Here is a 23,929-nt window from a genome sequence, read left to right on the forward strand (position 1 = left end):
CCCGCAAGGGGTGTTTTTTTATTTCTATGTCCCGTTATTCAGTACTTGTCACATCACCGCCCTACGACAACGACAGAGCCTCACGCGCTCTGGCCTTCTGCCATCACTTACTTGCTGACGGTCAGGAAATTGAACAGATATTTTTTTATCAGGCCGGCATTTATAATGCGATGCCGCAAATGAACCCGCCTAATGACGAAGTGAATATCTATCAGGCATGGTGTGATTTGAAATTAAAAGCACAAACTTCACTACGGGTTTGCATGACCGCGGGAGACAAACGGGGTGTAACCGGCACCGGCGAAGATAAGGCTTTCGAACATACCGGCCTCAGTGATTTTTTCACTTCACTTCATCAGTGTGAGCACCTGGTACAATTCTGATGGCACATTTACTTATTCGTTTTACAACCGCCCCCTACTCTGTCAGTCAGGCATCCGACGGGCTGGACTTTGCCATGGCAGCAACGAACTACGGCCACGAAGTATCAATTTTGTTTGAAGGTGACGGCATTTACCAGTTAACAGAACAGGCCCCGCAACAGCAAGGGGTGAAAAATCACTTTAAAAGGCTTAAAGCGCTGCCATTCTTTGACATTGAAGACTGTTACTACGTGCAGTCCGATTATGCTACCAGAAGAATTACCGGGCGGGATGTATTAAAAACTGTTAAGGCGTTAACTGATGATGAGGTGCCGGCGCTGATTGAACGGGTTGATCATGTGGTGACGTTCTGATGATAATATTTATTACTACCTCAAAGAGTAATGATGTGCAGCAACGCTATCTCCGGAATGCTGAAACCTTGAACATACCCGTCATTCTTCGGGGAAACGGCGTCTATCAATATAGTGAACTGCAAAATGGTGATTTTCCGCTTTACGTACTCGCTGACGATGCTGTATGCCGCGGAGTAAACTGTGACGAGAGTGACCTTATCTCACACATCGACGTTATTCGTTTTACACAACAATATGGTAAGTGGATAGTATTATAATGGCCGGCAATACAAGCTTTGAATGGCAAGGCAAAGAGATAGAAACTGATAAGAACGGTTACCTGCTGGATTACACGCAGTGGGACGAGAGCATGGTGCCTGTACTGGCGGAGCAGGAAAACATTTCGCTGACAGAAGAACATTGGGAAGTGGTTCGTTTTGTCAGAAATTTTTATCTGGAATATGAAACCAGTCCTGCGGTACGGGCACTGGTGAAAGCAATGGCGGCCGAATACGGTCCGGAAAAAGGTAACAGCCGTTATCTTCAGCGGTTATTTAAAAAAGGGCCGGCCAAACAGGCAACAAAACTGGCGGGATTGCCTAAACCCGCTAAGTGTCTGTAATACAAAAATGGCGTCTGATGAAGACGCCATTTTAGTGTATACCGGTGTGATTAAGCCGGTTTAATTTCAGTCACACCACCCATGTAACTTACCAGCGCTTCCGGCACTTTTACGCTGCCATCAGCCTGCTGATAATTTTCAAGAATAGCCACTAAAGTACGGCCTACAGCCAGACCTGAACCATTCAGCGTGTGTAATAATTCAGGTTTATTCGTTTCCGGGTTACGGTAACGGGCCTGCATCCGGCGCGCCTGGAAATCAAGCATGTTAGAACATGAAGAAATTTCCCGGTAAGTATTTTGCGCCGGTAACCAGACTTCCAAATCGTATGTTTTACAGGAACCAAAGCCCATATCACCGGTACACAGCAACATTTTGCGGTAAGGTAAGTTCAGCTTCTGTAAGATCACTTCCGCATGACCGGTCAGTGCTTCCAGCGCATCAAAGGAATCTTCAGGTTTAACCAGCTGAACCAGCTCAACTTTATCAAACTGATGCTGACGGATAAGACCCCGGGTATCACGACCGTAAGAACCCGCTTCACTCCGGAAGCAAGGTGTATGGGAAGTCATTTTCACCGGCAGGGATTTGGCATCAAAAATCTCGTCACGAGCCAGGTTGGTCAGCGGAACTTCAGCAGTTGGGATCAGCGATAACCCCTGACCTTCTTCGGTGGCAGGCTGAGTATGGAACAGATCTTCACCGAACTTAGGCAACTGACCGGTACCATACAGGCTGTCATGATTGACCAGATAAGGTACGTACATTTCCTGGTAACCGTGTTCTGCAGTATGCACATCCAGCATGAACTGAGCGAGTGCACGGTGCATGCGGGCAATGTGGCCGCGCATTACAACGAAACGACTACCGGTTAACTTCGTCGCAGCAGCGAAATCCAGCCCTTTATCTAAAGCTTCAGCAACATCTACGTGATCTTTTACTTCGAAATCAAATTCAGCAGGTGTGCCCCACTTACTGATTTCCACATTCTGGTTTTCGTCTTCACCCACCGGCACAGATTCGTGGGGAAGATTCGGGATCCCCTGAGTAAGTGCAGTGATTTCAGCCAGCAATGCATCAAGTTCATTTTTTGCTGCGTCAAGATCGTCGCCAAGCTGGCCAACCTCGGCCAGTAATGGCGCAATGTCCTGGCCCTGCGCTTTTGCTTTACCAATGGACTTACTACGGACATTACGTTCATTCTGTAATTCCTGCGTTTTTGTCTGCAGGGATTTGCGCTTTTCTTCCAGCGCATTAAAAGCGTCTGCATCCAGTGTAAAGCCCCGGTCGGCAAGGCGTTTAGCAGTGTTCTCAATGTCTGCCCGAAGTAACTTTGGATCTAACATGTAATTCTTTTTATCCTTTCATCATTGCTATTGCTGCCCATCCTGCCAGCAGGCACAGGCACACATTTAATAACACATTGGCTATGGCTTTCATTATCAGGCCATTTTCCAGTAATGTCAGTGTTTCGATAGAGAACGTGGAAAAGGTGGTAAAAGCCCCTAAAAGGCCGACACCTATCAGAGCACGATAGGGAGAATCCATCAATTCATGCCGCTCTATGAATCCGTATAACAGTGCAAGGCTGAACGAGCCTAATACGTTCACTGTCAGTGTACCAAAGGGCAGCGCTTTTCCAAACCAGGAATCGATATTTGATGTGACAAAAAAGCGCAGACACGCGCCTATTGCGCCGCCTGCTGCGATATAACAGTACAAGACAATTCCTGTTGGCATGACTATCCCTTTTTATCCATAGCCTGTTGATTTAGTGTGTCGAGAAAATCCCGTTTTGCTTTGAGTTTTTGTTCCAGTCCGCGTTCTGTGGGCTCATAAAAGCGGGTACCGGCAATCTCTGGCGGCAGATACACCTCGCCCGCTGCAAAAGCATGGGGCTCGTTATGAGCATAACGGTATTCATCGCCGTGCCCGAGCTCTTTAAGTAGCGCCGTCGGGGCGTTCCTTAAATGCACCGGAACGGGATAATCCGGCGCTTTAGCTGCCATCTGTTTTGCCTGACTGAAGGCCATATAAACGGCATTACTTTTTGGCGCAAGTGCACAATATACAGCCGCTTGCGCAATGGCCCTTTCCCCTTCTGCCGGTCCGACACGATGATAACAATCCCAGGCGTTCACACTCAGTTGCATGGCTCTGGGATCGGCATTGCCAATGTCTTCAGACGCGATGGCCAGCAGACGTCTGGCTACGTACAGCGCATCACCACCGCCGTTCAGTATTCTTGCATACCAATAAAGCGCCGCGTCAGGATCTGAACCACGCACTGACTTGTGAAAAGCGGAAATTAAATCGTAAAACGTATCGCCACGTTTGTCATAAGCAGCCACTTTTTCACCGGTTGCCTGCTCAACATCGCTGAGTGTAATGACGTCGCCCTCAGCGAAATCCCCGGCCAGTTCGAGATAAGTCAATAACCTGCGGGCATCACCGGCACACAAGCCAAGAAGCGCCTTTCTGGCATCATCTTTCAGCTCAAAACCCCGTTTGCCAAGCCCTTTATCTTTATCTGATAACGCCCTGTTCAGCACTCCGTTAAGCGCATTGTCGTCCAGCGACTGCAACACATAAACCCTGACCCGAGACAGCAATGCATTATTAAGCTCAAAAGAGGGGTTTTCTGTGGTGGCACCGATAAAGGTAACCGTACCGGATTCCACAAAGGGCAAGAATGCATCCTGCTGACTTTTATTAAACCGGTGAACCTCATCAACAAACAATAGTGTACGCTGACCATGACGCTGATCTATTTCAGCCTGCTCCATCGCAGCCCGGACGTCTTTTACACCGGCGGTGACTGCGGACAGACGCACTACCTTTGCCTGCGTATACGCAGCAATCATTTCTGCCAGTGTGGTTTTGCCTGTACCGGGAGGTCCCCACAAAATCATTGAATGGCAATGACCGGCTTCCAGCATTTTTCTTAATGGCTTCCCTTCGCCCAGTAAATGAGTCTGACCGGCATAATCATCGATATCGGCCGGCCGCATACGGGCAGCCAGCGGGGCGTAATCGTCCTGCGAAAACAAACTCACCGCTGATCGTCTACCATAAATTGATCAGAAATATCTGCCTGAAATGTATCAGCAGCCATAGGAAAGCGGGTACTGCTTTGAGAGAACAGAATGGTGCTGGTTTGTTCCTGTGCATCCAGTGTAGACAAACCTGTAAGGCTGTTGCCATTAAACAACAGGGTCAGTTCACGGATCTGACCTTCACCGTTTTTAGGGGTAACGATATATTCAGATGCATTGTCGTCAGCAGCACGGATAACGAATTTCGACCAGACAGAATCATCATCAGAGGTTAGTAACATGAACGGATTATCTTTTACCTGACCTTTCTGATCCATCACGGTAACCTGCATGGCAAAGGGGTCGATATTCCAGACCGTTTCGCCATCAGCAATAAGCACGTTGTCATCCGGTGCGTAAGTTTCCCAGCGCAGCTTGTCCGGACGGGCCAACACCACTTCGCCTTTGGTTTCGTGAACAATATTATTACCGCTATCAGTAATAACCTGCGCATACTGCGCTTTGAACTGATTAATAACGGACAACAAAGATTTTAACTTTGCACCGGCGGCGTCATCCGCCTGCGCGGAAAATGCGAAAATACCGGATAAAACGATGGCGTAAATAAAGCGGTTCAATGTACTACTCCTTGGGTACAGGGGGCGCAAGCACTTCCCTGTTACCGTTATGGCCTGGTGAAGATACGACACCGTTTGCTTCCATTTGTTCTACCAGTCTGGCCGCACGATTGTAACCAATTCTGAATTTACGCTGCACGGAAGATACACTGGCCCGTCGCGTTTCAGTTACAAATGCCACGGCCTCATCGAAGAAGGCATCATATTCCTCGTCACCGTTTTCTGCTGCTTCTCCCGGCAGTAAGACTTCTGCAGTGGCTTCACCGTTAAGAATTTCATCAATGTAATCAGGCTTGCCCCGTTTCTGCCAGTCACTAACTACCGCATGCACTTCATGGTCATCCACAAAGGCACCGTGTACGCGCGTCGGTACCGGACTGCCGGGCGGCAAATACAGCATATCACCCATACCAAGCAGCGCTTCTGCGCCCTGTTGATCCAATATTGTTCTGGAATCGATTTTACTGGATACCTGGAAAGCGATACGGGTGGGTATGTTGGCTTTGATCAGACCGGTGATAACATCTACAGACGGGCGCTGCGTGGCCAGAATAAGATGGATACCGGCGGCACGGGCCTTTTGCGCAATCCGTGCTATCAATTCTTCTACTTTCTTACCCACAATCATCATCATGTCGGCAAATTCGTCAACAACCACAACGATGGCCGGTAATTTTTGTAAGTCCGGCGCTTCTTCTTCCATGCTGTCTTCAGTGCGCCACAACGGGTCTTTAATCGGCTCGCCGTCTTCGATGGCCTGTAACACCTTGGCATTATAGCCTTTCAGGTTTCTGACCCCGAGAGCAGACATTAATTTATAGCGGCGTTCCATTTCACCTACACACCAACGCAGCGCGTTAGCGGCTTCCTTCATATCGGTGACTACTTCTGCCAGCAAATGAGGGATCCCTTCATATACTGAAAGTTCCAGCATTTTCGGGTCGATCATGATCATGCGGACATCTTCCGGCTTGGACTTATACAGCAAGCTCAATATCATGACATTCACCCCGACAGATTTACCGGCACCGGTAGTACCGGCCACCAGTAGGTGAGGCATTTTGGCAAGATCAACCACTACCGGTTTACCGCTGATATCTGCTCCTAATACCATGGTCAGAGCAGACTTGTTGCTCTGAAAGGCGTCACAGGTGATCACTTCACTCAGACGAACCATTTCACGTTTTTTGTTAGGCAGCTCAAGACCAATGACAGACTTGCCGGGAATAACTTCCACAACACGCACTGACATTGCAGACATAGCACGGGCTAAATCTTTTGAAAGACCGGTAATTTTGCTTACCTTCACGCCGGGCGCCAGATCAAGCTCGAAGCGGGTGATAACGGGACCGGGATAGACGCCTACCACACTGGCTTCAATGTTAAAATCTGCCAGTTTGTCTTCCACCAGGCGGGACACCATATCCATCTCTTCCTGAGTGATAGGGTTTTCTTTACGGTCGGGGCGTTCCAGCAAGTCGAAGGATGGCATTGGGCCTAATGCTGCAATTTCGGCCTTCTCAGCCTCTTTTGCAGCCACCGCTTCAGCCAGAGTTGTCGGCGCTTTTGGTTTTGCAGCGGGTTGTGACGGCGGCTTCGCAGCCACAGGCTGTTCTGTAACCGCTGAAGTTTCAATGCTTTGTGGTTCGTCATCCGGATCATCTGATGCATCATCCGTACTGAAAACCGGTTCAGATTTTTCAGCCGGTGCCGCATCTTTATCTTTAGACGGCATCACTTTTTCTTTAAAGCTACTGAAAGAGAACCCGGACTTCTTGTCCGCTTCAATGGTTACCGGTTCATCAACTTCAAAAGGTGGTTCATCATCGTCATTGCCGAATACTTCATCAGGAATACCAAATGAAGGCTCGTCCCGCTGACTCCCTGACCAGGGAGAAGACGTTGTTTTATTATTCTGGGGCGGTGCATCTTCAGGTGGTGGCGCAGCTCTCAGTGTCGTTACCTCTACGGTATCGCCACTCCCCTGCCCTGCAGATTTTTCTGAAGATAAAGCCAGCTTTGGCATATCAAGACCGATAAGCTGTTGCGGGACCGAAATGGTTTTTCGGCCGAACCAGATGGTTGCACTGCCCATACTGTCGATAATATCCAGCCAGCTGATACCGGTAAGTAATGTAAAACCGGTGCAGGAAAAACAGAGCAACAACAGAATTGTGCCGGCAGTATTAAAATAAGGAATGAGTGCAGAACTGATTACATCACCGACAAAACCGCCTGCGGAAAAATTATACAAATCGTTAAAATTGATACTTGCGATGCCGGTAACACCCAGCGCAATCAGTAATCCGCCGATGATTCTCAGGCCGATAGTCAGATAATCAAATTCATCGAGATCTTTGACGTGCTGAAATAAGAACCAGCCAATAAAGGCAAAGCAAAACGGTAAAAGATAGGCCAGCCAGCCAAAACTGAAAAGTAATAAGTCTGCGACCCAGGCGCCTGTTGCCCCCACCCAGTTATGCACATCGAGTTGTAAGCCTGCCTGGCTCCACCCGGGATCACCGGGATGAAAAGAAGCCAGTGCCAGTAAAATAAAGAATGCGAAAACACAGGCGACCATCATGCCTGCTTCAAGTAATCGCTGGATACCTGTTAAACGCGCCATAAACCCTTAATCATCTTTATCCGTCACCGTAAGTGCAGAAGCCTTTCCATGCACACAGAAAACAACGGTGACTTGTTTTAACACACTTTTATTATTTTAATATTTCTACAGCCGTGATGAATACTGGCTGAACAGCGACTGAAAATACAGAAACTGTAATATTAAAGACTACCACAAAGGGAAAACGGATACCTAGTTTAATATACAGTGGTTTTAACCGTTTCCACCCTTCTGCAGCACTGGCAACCACGCCAGTTTTAGCCGTCATTTCATATTGATGCGTACTGCCGTGGTACTTTTTACTTCTTCCATCACCACATAGGTTCTCGATTCACTCACACCGGGTAAACGGAGTAAGGTATCTCCCAGTAATTTCCGGTAGCTGGACATATCCGCCACTCTTGCCTTCAGCAGAAAATCGAAATCTCCGGACACGAGGTGACATTCCTGAATATCTTCCTGATCCTGCACTGCAGCAGAAAATTCTGCGAAGATATCCACCGATGTTTTCGTTAATGTAATTTCAACGAAAACCAGCATGGCAGCGCCCAGTTTCTCGGGATCAAGTGTAGCATGATATCCGGTAACATAACCCTGAGCCTCGAGGCGCTTGACTCTTTCAAGACAGGGACTGGGACTCAACCCCACTGCTTTAGCCAATTCAACATTCGATATCCGCCCGTCTTTTTGCAGTTGTGTGAGGATATTTCTGTCTATCCGGTCAAGGTGTTTTGGTGTTTTTACCAGCATATTAAATTCTGCACTTTCTTGGTTTTACAAAATATAGCACGGCATCCTGAAAATCTTCAGCACATACTTCGTTTTTTTCTCACGTATACTGCCGCCATCTGAAACAAACAAAAAACAACAATTATTGAGGGTTCTATGTTAGTTGGTGTACCAAAAGAGATTAAAAACCATGAATACCGCGTTGGTCTGACGCCTGCAGCAGTTAAAGAATTTGTTACCCATGGTCACGATGTGGTTGTGGAAACTCATGCAGGGACTGCCATTGGCTTCACTGATGACATGTATGTGTCTGCAGGTGCCCGCATCTCACAAACGGCTGAGCAGATTTTTGCTGAAGCGGACATGATTGTTAAAGTAAAAGAGCCTCAGCCCAATGAATGCAAAATGCTGAGAAAAGGTCAGACACTGTACACGTATCTGCACCTTGCTCCGGACCCTGTCCAGACTGAATTGCTTATCGCATCAGGCGCCACTTGTATTGCTTATGAAACGGTAACAGACGACCGTGGTGGCTTACCTCTGCTTGCTCCGATGAGCGAAGTTGCCGGACGCATGTCAGTTCAGGCCGGCGCACACTATCTTGAAAAAGCCCACGGCGGCAGCGGCACTCTGCTTGGTGGCGTACCGGGTGTAGCACCGGGTAAAGTACTGGTAATTGGTGGCGGTGTTGTAGGTATCAACGCGGCTAAAATGGCTGTTGGTATGGGTGCTGATGTAACCATTCTTGATCGCTCTCTGCCACGTCTTCGTCAGATTGATGATATCTTCAATGGTCAGGTTAAAACAGTATTCTCAACGGTAGATGCTATTGAACAGTATTCATCAAAAGCAGATCTGGTTGTCGGTGCGGTCCTTATTCCCGGTGCGGCAGCGCCGAAACTGTTGAACGAAGACCACATTAAAGCGATGAAGCCGGGTTCAGTTGTGGTGGATGTGGCTATTGACCAGGGCGGTTGTTTTGCTACTTCAAAAGCGACAACTCACCAGGATCCTGTTTATATTATTGATGACGTGGTTCACTACTGTGTTGCCAATATGCCGGGCGGTGTTGCACGCACCTCTACCATGGCACTGAACAATGCAACATTACCATTTGGTCTGGCGCTGGCTAATAAAGGCCCGAAACAGGCTATGCTTGATGACAAACACCTGCTGAACGGTCTTAACGTTCACGAAGGAAAAGTAACATATAAAGCGGTAGTCGATGCACTTGGTGAAAAACTGGGTCTGACGTATACACCGGCTGAAGAAGCACTGAAGTAATCAGTAAAGATAATAAAAAGCCCCGTTCTGTTCATACAGGACGGGGCTTTTTTGTATAACTTACCTCACAGAGAGGCATTCACTTCTTTGAGGACGCTGAGCGGATCAGCAGCCTGCGTAATGGGGCGCCCCATTACCAGATAGCTGACGCCGGCGTTCATCGCATCGACCGGTGTCATCACACGCTTCTGATCTCCAACGTCACTGCCCGCCGGACGAATACCCGGTGTCACCAGCAAGAATGGCGCCTTCATGGTTTTACGAAGCAATACCGCTTCCTGCGCTGAACATACAACACCGTCCAAACCAGCTTCAAAAGTCAATGCAGCCAGCTTCTCTACCTGTTGCGCCGGCGTCACACCGGGAACAACCCGTTGTAACTGAGCTTCGTCCATGCTGGTCAGCACGGTAACGGCAATCAGCTTTGTTTCCGGATGTGAACTGGACTCAATAGCCAGTTTCGCTGCCTTCATCATTTCTGCGCCGCCGGAAGCATGAACGTTCACCATCCACACACCCAGCTCAGCAGCCGCTTTACAGGCTTTCGCTACGGTATTGGGTATATCGTGAAACTTGAGGTCGAGAAAAATATCAAACCCCATATTAACCAGTGTCTTAACAAACTCAGGCCCGAACAGGGTGAACATTTCTTTTCCGACTTTCAGGCGGCATATTGCAGGGTCTAGCTGCGAAACAAACGCCAGAGCGGTGTCTTTGTTATCGTAATCCAGGGCAACAATGACTTTAGGATCTTGCATGAGGAATTTATTCTCCGTCTAAGCCTTTAATGGGTTTAACAACATTCCATTTTTTACAGGATGGACATAGCCAGTACAGTTTTCTTCCGGAAAACCCGCAACTGGTACAACGGTATTTCGGACGCTGCTTCATTTGCTCTTCAACAAGTCCTTTCAGTAACCGCAGACTGTTTGCAGATGCTTCATCGTTAAGCTGGTCAATGTACAAGCCCATGAGCGTCTTAAAGCCTTTCATGGTCGGGCGTTTGCGCAACTGATCGAGCAGGTAATCGGCAGCTTCCGTAGTTTTTCCCTGATGAATTTTTATATCTACCATAGCAAGATACGATGTGGCGCACTCCTGCCAGTGAGAAGACAACGCTTCTTCAAAGCCGTCCCAGTCTCCGGTTTCCTGTGCAATTGCTTCAAGTGCGGGGACCGCTTCACTGAACCAGTTGAGGTCGTGCTCTGCCACCTGTACAAAATACGCTTTCGCATCACCGAATCGCTTCTGGTCAAAAGCAATATGGCCAAGCATTAACCACGGGCGGACAGCATGCTCATCGGCATTAACCGCTTTTTGCAACAGAATGAGTGCTTCACCCTGCTGTCCGTTATCCTGCTCCAGTTGGGCCTGTTCACAGTAAAAATGAGCCAGACGCTCGCTAACATCATCGCTGTCACCATGACATTCAACCATCTTTTCAGCCAGTTCGATGGCCCGTTCCCACTCTTTCGTGGTTTGATAGATGCTGAACAACTGTTGCTGGGCAACGAGATAATGCCTGTCACTGTTCATCAATTGCAAATAGGCACCTTCAGCCCGCTCCAGAAACCCTGCCTGCATATAATCGCGCCCGAGTTCTTTTAAGGCGTTTTCCTGCTGGTTAGATTGAATTTCCTCTCTGGAAACCAGGTTCTGGTGGATCTTGATAGCGCGGTCAATTTCTCCCCGGTGGCGGAAGAAATTCCCCATGGCAATATGGGTTTCAACCGTATCACTGTTCAGATTAATCATCTTAATCAGTGTATCAACGGCTTTATCAGGTTGATCGCTTAACAGGAAGTTAAGGCCGCGGTAATAGTGCCTGGACAGAATACTCGATTGTTTCCGTTGTGCCTGACGCACACTGTTACGGCCCATTATCCAGCCGTATCCGGCTGCCACAGGCAAAAGTAGAAACAACAGTTCGAGCATAAATTATTCTTTGATGGCTTTGCGTAAACGACTGCGGGTTGCAACCAGCTGTACGCGCAGACTTAACCAGCTCAACAACATGATGAGCAATCCGATGATAATACCGATACAGAGCGTAACAGCAATCAACGTAGACATGCGTATTTCTGCCTGTGCAATCAGGTAATTTACTGTCACTGATGCATCATTCTGCGACCCGATAGCAAAAGCCAGTACGAGGAGAAACACAATAACAAGTAAGGTAACTATTCCTTTCAACACAAAGACCTTTGTTCTTTAACTCTCTGAGAGGATAGCAAATTGTGTGAAAACATTACATCAGAATCAGCAAAAAAGCCTTATCAGGCTGATTCGGCCTGGCTGGCCTTTGCTGTTTGTGGTTTTACCGGCCTGAGCCGGGCTCTCAGCACCGTCTGTTGCAGGACAGACTCACTGGTGAGATATAACACATGAGAATACGATGATTGCATGACATTAAAACGGTCATACATGGGTTTATCAATGCGCGATAGTTGTGCCAGACGCTTTTTCGTCATTGGTGATGACTCTGACTGACAACGGACAACATCAATTTTGGTTACGCATAACTCAACTTTATCTTCCTGAATATGGTTATGCACATGCTTACGCATTGTTCCGTATAAGAAATCCGTTTCCGGAAGGTAAACGAGTTTGTTGTCTGACTTACGTACACAATGGACAACCGATACACCGGTAACAGCACCATGAAACATATCAACCAGCAATTTCGACTTCGGTTTTTGCGCATCTTTGTCGGCAAAGAAACCATGCATCGGGACCACATTTTCAATAGATGAAAACGGGTAGAGATCATCGCAGGCCGGGGTCTGATAAACCGTCTTTAACCGGTTAAGTAAATATCGGTTAGTAATACACAAAATACTCGCTGAAGGATGATGCCGCACCGCCAGTTCCCACAAGAACCGGTGAGTATTACGGTGTAAAAGATTGGTGTCTTTGTTTTTGAACCAGGCATAATTTTTATGCACAAATTGCAAAATGCCCGCTGCAATCGCATCCCGTTTTGAAGGCAACCGCAGTCTTACCTCTCTGGTCGCAGCAGAATATCCCACAATGTCATATTTTTGATTTTTAATCTTCAGCTCGGGGACAGAAACTTTAATTTCTTTTTCCGGCTTACTGAAAGGCTCAGACAAAACTATACGCATCCCCCTGGAAGAAATATCTTTCACCAGCACGGGACTTGAACTCAGCAAGCCACTTTTTACCGCCCCTTCTTTGTCGATAATATACCGTGCCTCGCTTCTGCGGTTCATGTCTTCATCAAATACCAGACTGAAGGAGTATTGGGCAGTATCTTCAAGTAATTCTTCAGGAATCGCCGGCATCGGACGTCTTTCCGTTACGGCAAGACCATGCAGTGAGGCGGACACATTCTTGCAAAAAAGAATGTGAGAAATGCCGTCGAGTTCTTCGTAATCAGTCTGGATGAGGTCGTGAATGGCATAAGCCTTTTGCCTGTCATCGCGGGCGACTTCTGACAAGCGGCATTGCAGACAAAACAAACTTTCGTTTTTATTGAGCAAGTGAATGACCGGTGCCAGTAAATCGGCTGATTCAAGCTCTCTTAACGTAGCCAGAATTCTGAACTCGCCCTTTTTCGTTTCAATAACGCCTGAAACAACAAAGGTTTCTTTGTATTTAAACAATTCTTTTAATACGCGCGGAAACAGCTTCATGCTGGTCAACTGACGGATATTGGCAATACCGCCTGAATTTGATTCATTCACAGCGGTAAACAAGGCTGACTGCGGCTTAACGCCGTTATCGACCTTTTGAATAAACAAAGGTACCCAGGGACTGTTGTCAAGAACCCTGTCCCGTTCAAGATCCTGCATGGCTCTTTCACTTTCCAGTTCCCGCTGTAAAGGCTGCTGGAAAGATGCCATATCGATGTATTTCTGCAGGATTTTCGCTAAACGGGGATCGGTAGAAGGATGGAGCCTGAATTGTGTTTCGTATTTTTCAGTTTGCTTATTAAATTTGATGCCGCTGACAACGTATTTGATTGCCATGCCTTTGGGTAGCCCGGGCACTTCCGGAAACTGAAAATTAAACACTTCCTTTGCTGAGACTTTTGGGGGCCGCTTACTTTCCAGCGACATTGACTTATAACCCAAAGAAGAAATAGTACAGGTTTTGCCCTTTTCGAACTCCAGAGACGAGACCGGGAAATTGGGTGCGATAGCTAAATCATTACCAAAATGAATATCGTCAAGAGACTGGGTTTCTACCGTAAATGCATCAACAATCTTTTTATAGTTTTCTTTCTTTAAATGGGCCTGGTAGAAATCAGAATTCGTGATGGTTTCAAATACACCAACAGTATATCTGTCCTGATAAAGCTGGGATTCAGTTTGCAGAATCCGTGCGCCAACTTTATCCAGACGCATTTCAACACCGAAATGAGAAAATTTGAAAACAGGGAATTCTGCGAAGGCGGAGTTATCAGCGGGCGCATCAGTGATGCACGTAAGCCTCATGACTTCGTCCTTGATGATCTTCCTGACATTGCCGGGCACCCTGCCCGTGAACTTGTTTAACCCTTCAAGCAAGCGGTTATCCTGCTCGTAAGGGATCAAAGCCCGTATCAATGGTTGATATTGTTTTATTATTTGTTGTTCTGTCGAGGCTGACATGATCTCAGCACATAGTATTAGTTAGCGCTTCACTAATATATAGGATATGTAAAGATGGTCAAGAATTAATCTCAGTGATTGGACTTCTTAGAATTTATGGTCTACGGGCTGTAAAATTGAGGGTGAAAAAGCAGTAAATGCGGACAGAAAAAAAGCCGCTGATGCGGCTTTTTAAAATTAGTTTACGGCGCTGTCTACCCTTTCCCGTAATTCTTTACCGGGCTTAAAGTGAGGGACGTATTTACCGTCCAGCTTCACAGTATCACCTGTCTTGGGATTACGCCCGACACGTGGTGCACGGTAGTGAAGAGAAAAGCTACCAAAACCCCGGATTTCAATACGTTCACCCTTTTGAAGGGTTTGCGCCATCTGTTCCAGGATTTCCTTTATCGCCAGCTCAAGATCTTTTGCCGGGATATGTCGCGCCTGATCCGCGAGCCGTTCAATTAGTTCCGACTTGGTCATTTAAAACCTCTCTCGTAAAAACGTTATTTTACAGCTACTACGGAACGGGTGTGGGTTTAGCACACCCGTATTTGCATTATTCGCCTTTAGCAGCTTTAAATGCTTCTGCCATCGCGTTAGCGAAGCCAGCGTCTTCCTGCTGGTTAACTTTGTCGATAGCTTCTTTTTCGTCAGCCTGATCTTTCGCTTTAACAGACAGGTTAACAGTGCGATTCTTACGGTCTACGCCCATAAATTTCGCTTCGATGCTTTCGCCAACGTTAACAACTTCAGAAGCGTCTTCTACGCGGTCACGTGACAAGTCAGCAACGCGGATGTAGCCTTCAACTTCTTCAGCCAGGTTAACAGTAACGCCTTTTGCGTCAACAGCAGTAACTGTACCGTTAACGATAGCACCTTTCTTGTTATCTGTCAGATACTTGTTGAAAGGATCTTCTTCGATTTGCTTAACGCCAAGAGAGATACGCTCACGCTCAGGGTCGACTTGCAGAACAACGGCAGAGATTTCGTCACCTTTTTTGTAGTCACGAACTGCGTCTTCGCCAGTTTTGTTCCAGCTGATGTCAGACAGGTGAACCAGACCGTCGATGCCACCGTCAAGGCCGATGAAGATACCGAAGTCAGTGATTGACTTGATCTTACCAGATACTTTGTCGCCTTTTTCGTGTGACTTCGCGAACTCTTCCCAAGGATTAGCAATGCACTGCTTCAGACCCAGAGAAATACGACGACGTTCTTCGTCGATTTCCAGAACCATAACTTCAACAGTGTCACCTAAGCTAACAACTTTAGATGGGTGGATGTTCTTGTTAGTCCAGTCCATTTCAGAAACGTGTACCAGACCTTCAACGCCGTCTTCGATTTCAACGAAGCAACCGTAGTCTGTCAGGTTAGTTACCTGACCAGAGATCTTAGTACCTTCAGGGTAACGCTGGGAAATGTCATGCCATGGATCGTTGCCCATTTGCTTCATGCCCAGAGAAACACGCTGCTTGTCTTTGTCGAACTTCAGAACTTTAACGTTGATTTCGTCACCAACATTAACGATTTCGCTTGGGTGCTTAACGCGCTTCCAGGCCATATCAGTGATGTGCAGAAGACCGTCTACGCCACCCAGATCAACGAACGCACCGTAATCAGTCAGGTTCTTAACGATACCCTTGATTTCGTGGCCTTCTTCCAGGTTAGCCAGCAGAGTTTCACGTTCTGCACTGCTTTCGGCTTCGATAACCGCACGACGTGAAACAACAACGTTGTTACGCTTAGCATCCAGCTTGATTACTTTAAACTCAAGCTCTTTGCCTTCCAGGTGCGTAGTGTCGCGTACTGGACGTACGTCAACCAGAGAACCTGGCAGGAACGCGCGTACACTGTTAACTTCAACAGTGAAACCGCCTTTAACTTTACCGTTGATAACGCCTTTGATAGTGACTTTATCTTCGTAAGCTTTTTCCAGCTCAACCCATGCTTCGTGGCGCTTAGCTTTTTCACGTGACAGGATAGTTTCACCGAAACCATCTTCAACAGCGTCAAGTGCTACGTCTACAGAGTCGCCAACAGCGATTTCTAATTCGCCTTCAGCATTTTTGAATTGATCAGCTGGGATAGCACTTTCTGATTTCAAGCCTGCATCAACAAGAACGATGTCTTTGTCGATAGAAACAACGGTACCTTTTACAATTGAACCAGGGCGTGTTTCCAGTTCTTGTAAGCTTTCTTCAAAAAGTTGTGCAAAATTTTCAGTCATAAGTTCAGTAAATTTTAAAAGTTGACATCCACATTACAGTCCGGCTAACGTGGGGTTGCTAACAAAAGTCGTCACGTCCTGTGTCGACATATCAAAATAATGGAACGAAAAAAGAGGCTGCGCTTAAATCAGCGAACCTTCGATCTCACAACTTCCATCGCTTTTTCAAACACCTGCGTAATATCCAGGTGAGTAGAATCTATTACTACCGCATCTTCAGCCGGTACCAGAGGGGCAACTGCCCGCTGCGTATCACGTTCATCACGTGCTTTGATATCGGTTAAAAGGCGCGCAATATTAACATCCATGCCCTTCTCTTTCAACTGGGCATATCGCCGTTCAGCTCTGGCTTCAGCGCTGGCTGTTAAAAACAGTTTTACAACCGCATCAGGAAACACCACCGTGCCCATGTCGCGGCCGTCAGCAACCAGGCCGGGCGCCTGCTGAAAGGCTCGCTGGCGACGCAATAATGCTTCACGGACCCTGGGTAACGCGGCTACCTGTGAGGCTACAGCGCCTACCTGTTCAGTGCGGATGTCATCAGTCACATCTTCGCCTTCCAGAATAATGCGGTTAGCTTCGCCGTTTGTTTCAAAGCTGACATCCAGACCAGTTGCCAGCGGCACAACAGAGGCTTCATCATCCACGGGTAAATCGTGGTGTAATGCTGCAACAGCCAGGACGCGGTATATTGCGCCACTATCCAGAAAATGCCATTGAAGTTCTTTTGCAAGTAAACTGCTCAGGGTTCCTTTACCAGCTCCACTTGGTCCGTCAACCGTGACGACGGGGATCAGTTGCATACCTGCTCCACTTGTTAAAAGGTTATTAAATCGCGCGCAATTATACGCACCTTGGCATGATAAGCAATGCTGCCTGTAAGAACAGGCAGCATTGTTTTCACTTAGAAAGCTGTCATTTTCCTGACAGTTAGCGACAAATTAGTGACAGATTGTCGCGAAACGGGTGAAGTAGTCCGGGAAGGTTTTGGCTGTACAGCGTGGATCGTTAATAGTGACAGGCGTATCGCTAAGTGCGATAAGGGAGAAGCACATTGCTACACGGTGATCATTATACGTATCGATTTCAGCATGCTTCAGTGATTTCAAAGGTTGCACGGTGATGTAATCGTGTCCTTCGTCCACTTCGGCGCCCAATTTGCGTAACTCGGTAGCCATTGCATGCAGGCGATCCGTTTCTTTAACCCGCCAGTTGTAGATATTCCGGATAGACGTCGGCCCTTCAGCAAACAGCGCCGTGGTAGCAATAGTCATGGCCGCATCAGGAATATGATTCATATCCATATCCACACCTTTTAACGGTGCACCGGTAACGGTCACTGACTCATCCGCCCATTCAACTTTCGCACCCATCGCTTCAAGTACATCAGCAAAACGTACGTCACCCTGAATACTTTTACTACCGATGCCGGTAACCTTCACCGTGCCGCCTTTAATTGCAGCAGCAGCCAGGAAGTAAGAGGCCGAAGACGCATCACCTTCAACCATGAAACGACCCGGAGAAGTGTAAGTTTGATTTCCCCTAACCTCGAAGCTGGCGTAATCATTGTTGGTGACGACAATACCGAATTTGGCCATGGTATCCAGCGTAATATCGATATAGGGTTTAGAAACCAGCTCACCCTTGATTTTTATCAGCGTATCAGAAGCGAATAACGGCGCAGCCATTAATATTGCGGTCAGGAACTGACTGGATACGCTCCCATCCACGTTAACTTCTTTTGCCGACAACGGTTTACCGGCAATTTTAAGCGGCGGATAACCGGCATTTTTAAGATAGGTGACATCAGCACCGGCTTCCAGCAAGGCATCAACCAGATCGCCGATTGGACGCTCTTCCATACGTGGTTCGCCGGTCAGTGTAACCAGCACATCACTGGCAGCAAGGACAGCACACAACGGGCGCATTGCCGTTCCTGCATTGCCAAGAAATAATTCGGTTTCACCGGCAACGTTGAATTTTCCGCCAATACCGGTAACCGTACATTCAGTTTTATCTTCACTCAGCGTGTAAGTCACACCCAGCTTTTCAAGGGCTACCAGCATGTGGCGGATATCATCACTGTCCAGCAAATTGGTCAGTGTTGTCTCACCTTTTGCCAGCGCTGCAAGTAACAGAGCACGGTTAGATAAACTCTTAGATCCCGGTACGTTGACTTCTCCGTCTACACGGGAAATTGGTTGTAATGTTAACTGCTCCACTGACTCACCCGTTTTGCTTTTCAAATTGCTGCATAAATTCAACCAGTGCCACAACACCTTCAACCGGCATTGCATTGTAGATACTGGCGCGCATCCCGCCCACAGAGCGGTGCCCTTTCAACGCTTTCAGTCCGGCAGCTTCAGCCTGTTCTAAAAATGCCTGATTCAAGCCGTCATCTGCCAGATGAAAAGGCACATTCATTTTAGAACGGTTGTCAGGATGCACCGGGTTTGAGTAGAAATCACTGTTATCGATAGCACTGTACAGTAACGCCGCTTTCTCATCGTTGCGTTTTTGCATGGCGCTCAGGCCACCATTGTTCTTCAGCCATTTGAACACGAGACCCGCCAGATACCATGAGAAAGTGGGCGGAGTGTTATACATTGAATCGTGATTAGCCATCAATTCAAAATCGAAAATGGACGGGGTTTCTTTACGCGCTTTACCGATAAGGTCGTCACGAACAATTAATACCGATAAACCGGAAGGACCGATATTTTTCTGTGCGCCGGCATAAATGATGCCGTGTGCCGCCACATCCAGTGGTTGCGACAAAATACAAGAAGACATATCAGATACCAGCGGTACCTTACCAGCCTCTGGTAACCAGTCAAAAGCAATACCATCAACGGTTTCATTAGGGCAAAAATGCAGGTAAGCCGCATTCTGGTCAACATCGCCGGCATTGACTCTTGCGACTGATTTCAGTCCGTCAATGTCAATGGTTTCACCAATCACTTTGGCATTATTGTATTTAGATGCCTCAGCAACGGCCCCTTTCGACCAGGAGCCGGTAACCATGTGCAAAGATATGTCACCGGTTTGAGAGATGTTCAGCGGCACAGAAGCAAACTGTCCGCGGCCACCACCATGGGCAAAAAGCACTTTGTAATTGTCCGGTACGGCCAGTAAGTCGCGCAGGTCCTGCTCTGCTGTAGCGGCAACTTCAATAAAATCTTTGCCACGATGGCTGACTTCCATGACAGAGCAGCCTGAATCACGCCAGTTCAGAAATTCCGCCTGTGCCTGCTGCATGACCTCTGCAGGTAACATTGCAGGTCCTGCACTGAAGTTAAATACATTACTCATAGATTATTTCAACACCTGTAAACACAACAAGCGGCAAAAGCCGCTTGTTGAATAAGAGTTAAAACGCGCTGCAGTTAACAGCGCGCCGGCTTATTCTTCTGTCGTTGGCTTATCGCTGTCTGAGACAGCGGCATCATTGTTAGCAGATACTTCTTCAGCGGTGTTTTCCCCGCCTTCTTCCAGTTCAAGTTCTTCGTCGATCACTTCTTCGATACGTTGAAGACCTACTACTTTCTCATCATCAGCAGTTCTGATAAGACGTACACCCTGGGTGTTACGGCCAACCGTAGACACTTCACCGACACGGGTACGTACAAGTGTGCCCATGTTGCTGATAAGCATGATTTCATCGGTTTCATCAACCTGTACAGCGCCGACAACTTTACCGTTACGTTCTGACACTTTGATAGACACCACGCCCTGAGTCGCACGACTCTTAGCCGGGTAATCTTCAAGCGGCGTACGTTTACCATAACCATTTTCAGTCGCAGTAAGGATGGCGCCGTCACCACGGGGAACAATCAGAGATACTACACGCTGACCTTCCTGCAGTTTAATACCGCGAACACCCGTTGCTGTTCTGCCCATAGGACGCAGAGCCTGCAACTCTTCGCCGGTTTCCGGATCACGTTTCACTTCACCTGTTTCTGAGTCGCGCAGTTTTTCGTTAAAACGAACCACTTTACCTTCGTCAGAGAACAGCATGATGTCGTCATCACCGTGGGTGATTGATACGCCAATCAGTTCATCGCCTTCATTAAGGTTGACGGCAATAATACCACTGGAGCGCGGTCTGGAGTACAGACTCAAATCAGTCTTTTTCACCGTACCGTTGGCTGTCGCCATGAGTACAAACTTGCCTTCTTCAAATTCTTTGATAGGTAGAATGGCAGTGATCCGCTCATCATTTTCCAGCGGCAGAATATTCACAATAGGTTTACCACGGGCGTTCCGGCTGGCAAATGGTAACTGATAAACCTTCAACCAGTACAGACGGCCACGGGTAGAGAAACACAGGATGTGGTCATGGGTATTCGCAACCAGCAGACGCTCAATGAAATCTTCATCTTTCATCTTCGTCGCTGACTTACCTTTACCACCACGGCGCTGTGCTTCATATTCAGTCAGTTTCTGATATTTCACATAGCCTTCGCGGGACAGCGTCACAACAACGTCTTCCTGCTCAATCAAATCTTCAATATCAATGTCATGACTTGCAGCCGTGATTTCTGTGCGACGTTCATCACCAAATTCATCACGCACTTTTTCGAGCTCTTCGCGAATCACTTCCATCAGACGCTCAGGGCTACGCAGAATGTGCAGTAACTCAGCGATGATGGCCAGTAGCTCTTTGTACTCATCAAGGATCTTTTCGTGCTCAAGACCTGTCAGTTTATGAAGACGCAGATCAAGGATGGCCTGTGCCTGTTGTTCTGTCAGGTAGTACTTGCCGTCACGGATACCAAATTCCGGCGTCAGCCAGTCCGGACGGGCTGCATCATCACCGGCACGCTCAAGCATGTCAGCAACATCACCCAGGTTCCAGCCCTGAGCAACCAAAGCTTTCTTAGCTTCAGAAGGACTCGGCGAAGCTTTAATAAGCTCAATGATAGGATCGATGTTGGTCAGTGCAATGGCAAGACCTTCAAGGATATGGGCACGGTCCCGCGCTTTACGCAGTTCGTATACCGTACGGCGGGTAACCACTTCACGACGGTGAAGGATAAACGCCTCTAGCATTTCCTTGAGGTTAAATACTTTAGGCTGACCGTTATCCAGTGCCACCATATTAATACCGAATACTGTTTGTAGCTGGGTATTGGCATACAGGTGGTTAAGCAGTACTTCCGCCGACTCGTTGCGTTTTACTTCAACAACAATGCGCATACCGTCTTTGTCAGACTCATCACGCAGGGCAGAAATACCTTCGATACGTTTTTCTTTTACCAGTTCAGCGATCTTTTCAATCAGGCGGGCTTTGTTTACCTGATAAGGGATCTCGTTAACAATAATGGTTTCTTTACCATTACTGTCAGTTTCGATTTCCGCCTTGGCACGCAGATAGATTTTGCCACGACCGGTACGGTAAGCATCATCAATACCCTTACGTCCACTGATCATCGCCGCAGTAGGGAAATCCGGACCCGGAATATACTGCATCAGCTCTTCAACGGTAACGGCAGGATTCTCTATCATTGCGATACAGCCGTTAACCACTTCAGTGAGGTTGTGGGGCGGAATGTTTGTTGCCATACCAACGGCAATACCGGAAGAGCCGTTTACCAGCAGGTTCGGCACCTTAGTAGGTAGAACCTCAGGGATTTGCTCTGTACCGTCATAGTTAGGTACAAAATCTACGGTTTCTTTATCAAGATCCGCCAGTAACTCATGGGCAATTTTTGCCATACGTACTTCGGTATAACGCATGGCCGCGGCAGAGTCGCCGTCTACAGAACCGAAGTTACCCTGCCCGTCTACCAGCATGTAGCGCAAAGAGAATGGCTGTGCCATACGTACGATGGTGTCGTATACCGCACTGTCACCATGAGGGTGATATTTACCGATAACATCACCCACCACACGGGCCGATTTCTTATACGGTTTATTGAAGTCGTTTTTGAGTTCGTTCATCGCGAAGAGTACGCGGCGGTGAACCGGCTTGAGGCCGTCCCTTACGTCAGGCAATGCGCGCCCGACAATAACGCTCATCGCATAATCAAGGTAGGAGTTTTTAAGCTCTTCCTCGATATTTATGGGGAGAATTTCTTTAGCGTTATCAGTCATAAACTGCTATGTCCCTTGATTCAAGTTCAAGCGTATCCAATGTCACGCACTTTTAAATGCAGCTAAGAACAGCGCTTTCTTATTATGGGTTTTACAAGTAATCATTGAGTGTATCACCGGATGACAGATTTATGTAGCGCTTAATACCCGCAAATGGGGCTGTTATTACCAACCGATTACTTTTCACGCAATTAATCCACTTTAATACACAAATCGTCCCTTTTACTGCTTTGATCATGTATCGTATTTATCAAAATCAATCTCCTCTATCTGATAATACGAGCACCAGTATGTCGAATGTCGATGAACAAGAAATTGCCAAATTCAGTGAACTGGCCTCCCGTTGGTGGGATACCGAAAGTGAATTCAAACCTCTGCATTTAATTAATCCGTTAAGGCTTGATTTTGTACAGCAGCACTGTGATGGTCTGTTTGAAAAGAAAGTGTTGGATATTGGTTGTGGCGGCGGCATTCTTGCAGAATCCATGGCTAAACTGGGTGCTGATGTGACCGGTATTGATTTGGCGTCTGCTTCTTTAGAGGTTGCTAAACTTCATGGTCTCGAATCCGGTGTAAAAGTTGATTATCAGTGTGTTTCTGCAGAAGCCTTTGCAGAACAAAGACCCGGAGAGTTTGATGTGGTGACCTGTATGGAAATGCTCGAGCACGTTCCTGATCCGGCATCGATCATCGCAGCCTGCGCCAGGCTGGTTAAGCCAAGTGGTCATGTATTTCTGTCTACTTTAAACAGAAATGTGAAATCCTGGCTGATGGGCATCGTTGGCGCCGAGTATATCCTCAAGCTGGTACCAAAAGGTACACATCAGCATGCCCGTTTTATTAAGCCTTCAGAATTAATGGCAATGACCGATAAGGTTGATCTGTTTGCCAGAAACACCACAGGTCTGCATATGGATCCGCTAAGCCGCCAGTTCTACTTATCGGACAAAAACATCGATGTTAACTACATCGTCCATACGCAAAAAAGCCTGTAGAAAACACTATATATAGTATTTAAGAATAAATATTACGCTATATGTCGTATTTGTAACCAACCCGCTTTAAGCGATTAAAACTTTTTAACCGGCGATCAAAAAAAGTAAAAAATGGTTGCATCTGTCTGATTTGGCTTAGTCATGCCGCTCATAGGTGAGTTACCACTAACCTTTTTCAGGGACCGTTTTGATCGCTGGATAAACCACCAGATATTGGGTTGCAAAACCACGCAAACCTCACTATCTTGTGTCTTGTCCGACGGGTGTTTTAGAACAATAAAGTAGTAAAAAAACACGGGATCCCGCCAGGCAGTAAGGGATCTCTGCTGGATCAAGCTTTCAAGGCTTAGCAAATTCA

At 47.3% G+C, this 23,929-nt stretch carries 22 protein-coding genes; 6 read left to right on the forward strand and 16 right to left on the reverse strand.

Annotation, left to right across the window (positions count from 1 at the left end):
- Window positions 1-26 precede the first annotated feature (26 nt).
- From tusD to DS731_RS11260, 4 genes are read left to right on the forward strand one after another with little or no spacing between them, the layout of a single operon-like run.
- Complete coding sequence (gene tusD, locus DS731_RS11245; RefSeq protein WP_119501415.1) at window positions 27-383, forward strand: sulfurtransferase complex subunit TusD; 357 nt, start codon at window positions 27-29, stop codon at window positions 381-383.
- A complete protein-coding gene (locus DS731_RS11250) occupies window positions 383-736 on the forward strand; it encodes a DsrE family protein (RefSeq protein ID WP_119501416.1) in 354 nt (117 codons plus the stop codon). Before tusD ends, DS731_RS11250 begins: the two co-directional genes overlap by 1 nt.
- A complete protein-coding gene (locus DS731_RS11255; protein ID WP_119501417.1) occupies window positions 736-996 on the forward strand; it encodes a hypothetical protein in 261 nt (86 codons plus the stop codon). Before DS731_RS11250 ends, DS731_RS11255 begins: the two co-directional genes overlap by 1 nt.
- The gene (locus DS731_RS11260; protein ID WP_119501418.1) at window positions 996-1,340 is read left to right on the forward strand and encodes a TusE/DsrC/DsvC family sulfur relay protein; all 345 of its coding nucleotides are present in this window, start codon (window positions 996-998) and stop codon (window positions 1,338-1,340) included. The genes DS731_RS11255 and DS731_RS11260 overlap by 1 nt, the downstream gene beginning before the upstream one ends.
- 50 nt (window positions 1,341-1,390) lie before the next feature.
- Here DS731_RS11260 and serS read toward each other — a convergent pair whose 3' ends face one another.
- From serS to lrp, 6 genes are all read right to left on the reverse strand, one after another.
- Entirely contained in the window at window positions 1,391-2,686 is a 1,296-nt protein-coding gene (gene serS, locus DS731_RS11265) for a serine--tRNA ligase (RefSeq protein WP_119501419.1), read from the reverse strand.
- Between the two features lie 10 nt (window positions 2,687-2,696).
- On the reverse strand, window positions 2,697-3,080 hold the full coding sequence (gene crcB / locus DS731_RS11270) for a fluoride efflux transporter CrcB (protein WP_119501420.1): 384 nt from the start codon (window positions 3,078-3,080) through the stop codon (window positions 2,697-2,699).
- A 2-nt stretch (window positions 3,081-3,082) separates the two neighbouring features.
- Window positions 3,083-4,351 carry a replication-associated recombination protein A gene (locus DS731_RS11275; RefSeq protein WP_119503395.1) on the reverse strand — a complete coding sequence of 423 codons (1,269 nt, stop codon included), beginning with the start codon at window positions 4,349-4,351 and terminating at the stop codon, window positions 3,083-3,085.
- 41 nt (window positions 4,352-4,392) lie between these two features.
- On the reverse strand, window positions 4,393-5,013 hold the full coding sequence (gene lolA / locus DS731_RS11280) for an outer membrane lipoprotein chaperone LolA (RefSeq protein ID WP_161599146.1): 621 nt from the start codon (window positions 5,011-5,013) through the stop codon (window positions 4,393-4,395).
- Between the two features lie 4 nt (window positions 5,014-5,017).
- Window positions 5,018-7,639, reverse strand: coding sequence for a DNA translocase FtsK (locus tag DS731_RS11285; RefSeq protein ID WP_119501422.1), 2,622 nt, complete (start codon window positions 7,637-7,639; stop codon window positions 5,018-5,020).
- Between the two features lie 264 nt (window positions 7,640-7,903).
- Window positions 7,904-8,389 (reverse strand): leucine-responsive transcriptional regulator Lrp, encoded by a 486-nt coding sequence (gene lrp, locus DS731_RS11290; RefSeq protein ID WP_119501423.1) that lies wholly within the window; start codon window positions 8,387-8,389, stop codon window positions 7,904-7,906.
- A 135-nt stretch (window positions 8,390-8,524) separates the two neighbouring features.
- Here lrp and ald point away from each other — a divergent pair, with 135 nt between their 5' ends.
- Window positions 8,525-9,652 carry an alanine dehydrogenase gene (gene ald / locus DS731_RS11295; RefSeq protein WP_119501424.1) on the forward strand — a complete coding sequence of 376 codons (1,128 nt, stop codon included), beginning with the start codon at window positions 8,525-8,527 and terminating at the stop codon, window positions 9,650-9,652.
- A 65-nt stretch (window positions 9,653-9,717) separates the two neighbouring features.
- On the opposite strand, the gene pyrF is transcribed toward ald, so the two are convergent.
- The 10 genes from pyrF to gyrA form a co-directional block, all read right to left on the reverse strand.
- The gene (gene pyrF / locus DS731_RS11300) at window positions 9,718-10,410 is read right to left on the reverse strand and encodes an orotidine-5'-phosphate decarboxylase (protein WP_119501425.1); all 693 of its coding nucleotides are present in this window, start codon (window positions 10,408-10,410) and stop codon (window positions 9,718-9,720) included.
- Window positions 10,411-10,417: 7 nt separating this feature from the next.
- Window positions 10,418-11,587: a lipopolysaccharide assembly protein LapB gene (gene lapB / locus DS731_RS11305; protein WP_119501426.1), complete on the reverse strand. Its 1,170-nt coding sequence runs from the start codon at window positions 11,585-11,587 to the stop codon at window positions 10,418-10,420.
- A 3-nt stretch (window positions 11,588-11,590) separates the two neighbouring features.
- Window positions 11,591-11,848: a lipopolysaccharide assembly protein LapA domain-containing protein gene (locus tag DS731_RS11310; protein ID WP_232373348.1), complete on the reverse strand. Its 258-nt coding sequence runs from the start codon at window positions 11,846-11,848 to the stop codon at window positions 11,591-11,593.
- A gap of 80 nt (window positions 11,849-11,928) precedes the next feature.
- Window positions 11,929-14,268, reverse strand: a complete 2,340-nt coding sequence (locus DS731_RS11315; protein ID WP_119501428.1) for a PilZ domain-containing protein — start codon at window positions 14,266-14,268, stop codon at window positions 11,929-11,931.
- 177 nt (window positions 14,269-14,445) lie between these two features.
- Complete coding sequence (ihfB, locus tag DS731_RS11320) at window positions 14,446-14,733, reverse strand: integration host factor subunit beta (RefSeq protein WP_119501429.1); 288 nt, start codon at window positions 14,731-14,733, stop codon at window positions 14,446-14,448.
- A 76-nt stretch (window positions 14,734-14,809) separates the two neighbouring features.
- Window positions 14,810-16,480: a 30S ribosomal protein S1 gene (rpsA, locus tag DS731_RS11325; protein WP_119501430.1), complete on the reverse strand. Its 1,671-nt coding sequence runs from the start codon at window positions 16,478-16,480 to the stop codon at window positions 14,810-14,812.
- Between the two features lie 128 nt (window positions 16,481-16,608).
- Entirely contained in the window at window positions 16,609-17,283 is a 675-nt protein-coding gene (gene cmk / locus DS731_RS11330; RefSeq protein WP_119501431.1) for a (d)CMP kinase, read from the reverse strand.
- 138 nt (window positions 17,284-17,421) lie between these two features.
- The gene (gene aroA / locus DS731_RS11335) at window positions 17,422-18,702 is read right to left on the reverse strand and encodes a 3-phosphoshikimate 1-carboxyvinyltransferase (RefSeq protein ID WP_119503396.1); all 1,281 of its coding nucleotides are present in this window, start codon (window positions 18,700-18,702) and stop codon (window positions 17,422-17,424) included.
- Between the two features lie 4 nt (window positions 18,703-18,706).
- Window positions 18,707-19,792 carry a 3-phosphoserine/phosphohydroxythreonine transaminase gene (serC, locus tag DS731_RS11340; RefSeq protein WP_119501432.1) on the reverse strand — a complete coding sequence of 362 codons (1,086 nt, stop codon included), beginning with the start codon at window positions 19,790-19,792 and terminating at the stop codon, window positions 18,707-18,709.
- A 90-nt stretch (window positions 19,793-19,882) separates the two neighbouring features.
- Entirely contained in the window at window positions 19,883-22,576 is a 2,694-nt protein-coding gene (gene gyrA, locus DS731_RS11345) for a DNA topoisomerase (ATP-hydrolyzing) subunit A (protein WP_119501433.1), read from the reverse strand.
- Between the two features lie 290 nt (window positions 22,577-22,866).
- Between gyrA and ubiG the strand changes: the two genes are divergently transcribed.
- Window positions 22,867-23,571 carry a bifunctional 2-polyprenyl-6-hydroxyphenol methylase/3-demethylubiquinol 3-O-methyltransferase UbiG gene (gene ubiG / locus DS731_RS11350; RefSeq protein WP_119501434.1) on the forward strand — a complete coding sequence of 235 codons (705 nt, stop codon included), beginning with the start codon at window positions 22,867-22,869 and terminating at the stop codon, window positions 23,569-23,571.
- The last annotated feature ends 358 nt before the right edge of the window (window positions 23,572-23,929 follow it).

This window comes from Alteromonas sp. RKMC-009 (assembly GCF_003584565.2).
GTDB lineage: Bacteria > Pseudomonadota > Gammaproteobacteria > Enterobacterales > Alteromonadaceae > Alteromonas.

Excerpts from the sequence above, each read along its gene's own strand:
- gyrA (WP_119501433.1), bottom strand. The coding sequence starts at position 22,576 with ATGACTGATAACGCTAAAGAAATTCTCCCCATAAATATCGAGGAAGAG.
- DS731_RS11250 (WP_119501416.1), top strand. The coding sequence starts at position 383 with ATGGCACATTTACTTATTCGTTTTACAACCGCCCCCTACTCTGTCAGT.
- DS731_RS11255 (WP_119501417.1), top strand. The coding sequence starts at position 736 with ATGATAATATTTATTACTACCTCAAAGAGTAATGATGTGCAGCAACGC.
- crcB (WP_119501420.1), bottom strand. The coding sequence starts at position 3,080 with ATGCCAACAGGAATTGTCTTGTACTGTTATATCGCAGCAGGCGGCGCA.
- serC (WP_119501432.1), bottom strand. The coding sequence starts at position 19,792 with ATGAGTAATGTATTTAACTTCAGTGCAGGACCTGCAATGTTACCTGCA.
- cmk (WP_119501431.1), bottom strand. The coding sequence starts at position 17,283 with ATGCAACTGATCCCCGTCGTCACGGTTGACGGACCAAGTGGAGCTGGT.
- DS731_RS11315 (WP_119501428.1), bottom strand. The coding sequence starts at position 14,268 with ATGTCAGCCTCGACAGAACAACAAATAATAAAACAATATCAACCATTG.
- lrp (WP_119501423.1), bottom strand. The coding sequence starts at position 8,389 with ATGCTGGTAAAAACACCAAAACACCTTGACCGGATAGACAGAAATATC.
- rpsA (WP_119501430.1), bottom strand. The coding sequence starts at position 16,480 with ATGACTGAAAATTTTGCACAACTTTTTGAAGAAAGCTTACAAGAACTG.
- DS731_RS11275 (WP_119503395.1), bottom strand. The coding sequence starts at position 4,351 with ATGCGGCCGGCCGATATCGATGATTATGCCGGTCAGACTCATTTACTG.
- lapB (WP_119501426.1), bottom strand. The coding sequence starts at position 11,587 with ATGCTCGAACTGTTGTTTCTACTTTTGCCTGTGGCAGCCGGATACGGC.
- ald (WP_119501424.1), top strand. The coding sequence starts at position 8,525 with ATGTTAGTTGGTGTACCAAAAGAGATTAAAAACCATGAATACCGCGTT.
- DS731_RS11260 (WP_119501418.1), top strand. The coding sequence starts at position 996 with ATGGCCGGCAATACAAGCTTTGAATGGCAAGGCAAAGAGATAGAAACT.
- ihfB (WP_119501429.1), bottom strand. The coding sequence starts at position 14,733 with ATGACCAAGTCGGAACTAATTGAACGGCTCGCGGATCAGGCGCGACAT.
- tusD (WP_119501415.1), top strand. The coding sequence starts at position 27 with ATGTCCCGTTATTCAGTACTTGTCACATCACCGCCCTACGACAACGAC.
- serS (WP_119501419.1), bottom strand. The coding sequence starts at position 2,686 with ATGTTAGATCCAAAGTTACTTCGGGCAGACATTGAGAACACTGCTAAA.
- pyrF (WP_119501425.1), bottom strand. The coding sequence starts at position 10,410 with ATGCAAGATCCTAAAGTCATTGTTGCCCTGGATTACGATAACAAAGAC.
- DS731_RS11285 (WP_119501422.1), bottom strand. The coding sequence starts at position 7,639 with ATGGCGCGTTTAACAGGTATCCAGCGATTACTTGAAGCAGGCATGATG.
- ubiG (WP_119501434.1), top strand. The coding sequence starts at position 22,867 with ATGTCGAATGTCGATGAACAAGAAATTGCCAAATTCAGTGAACTGGCC.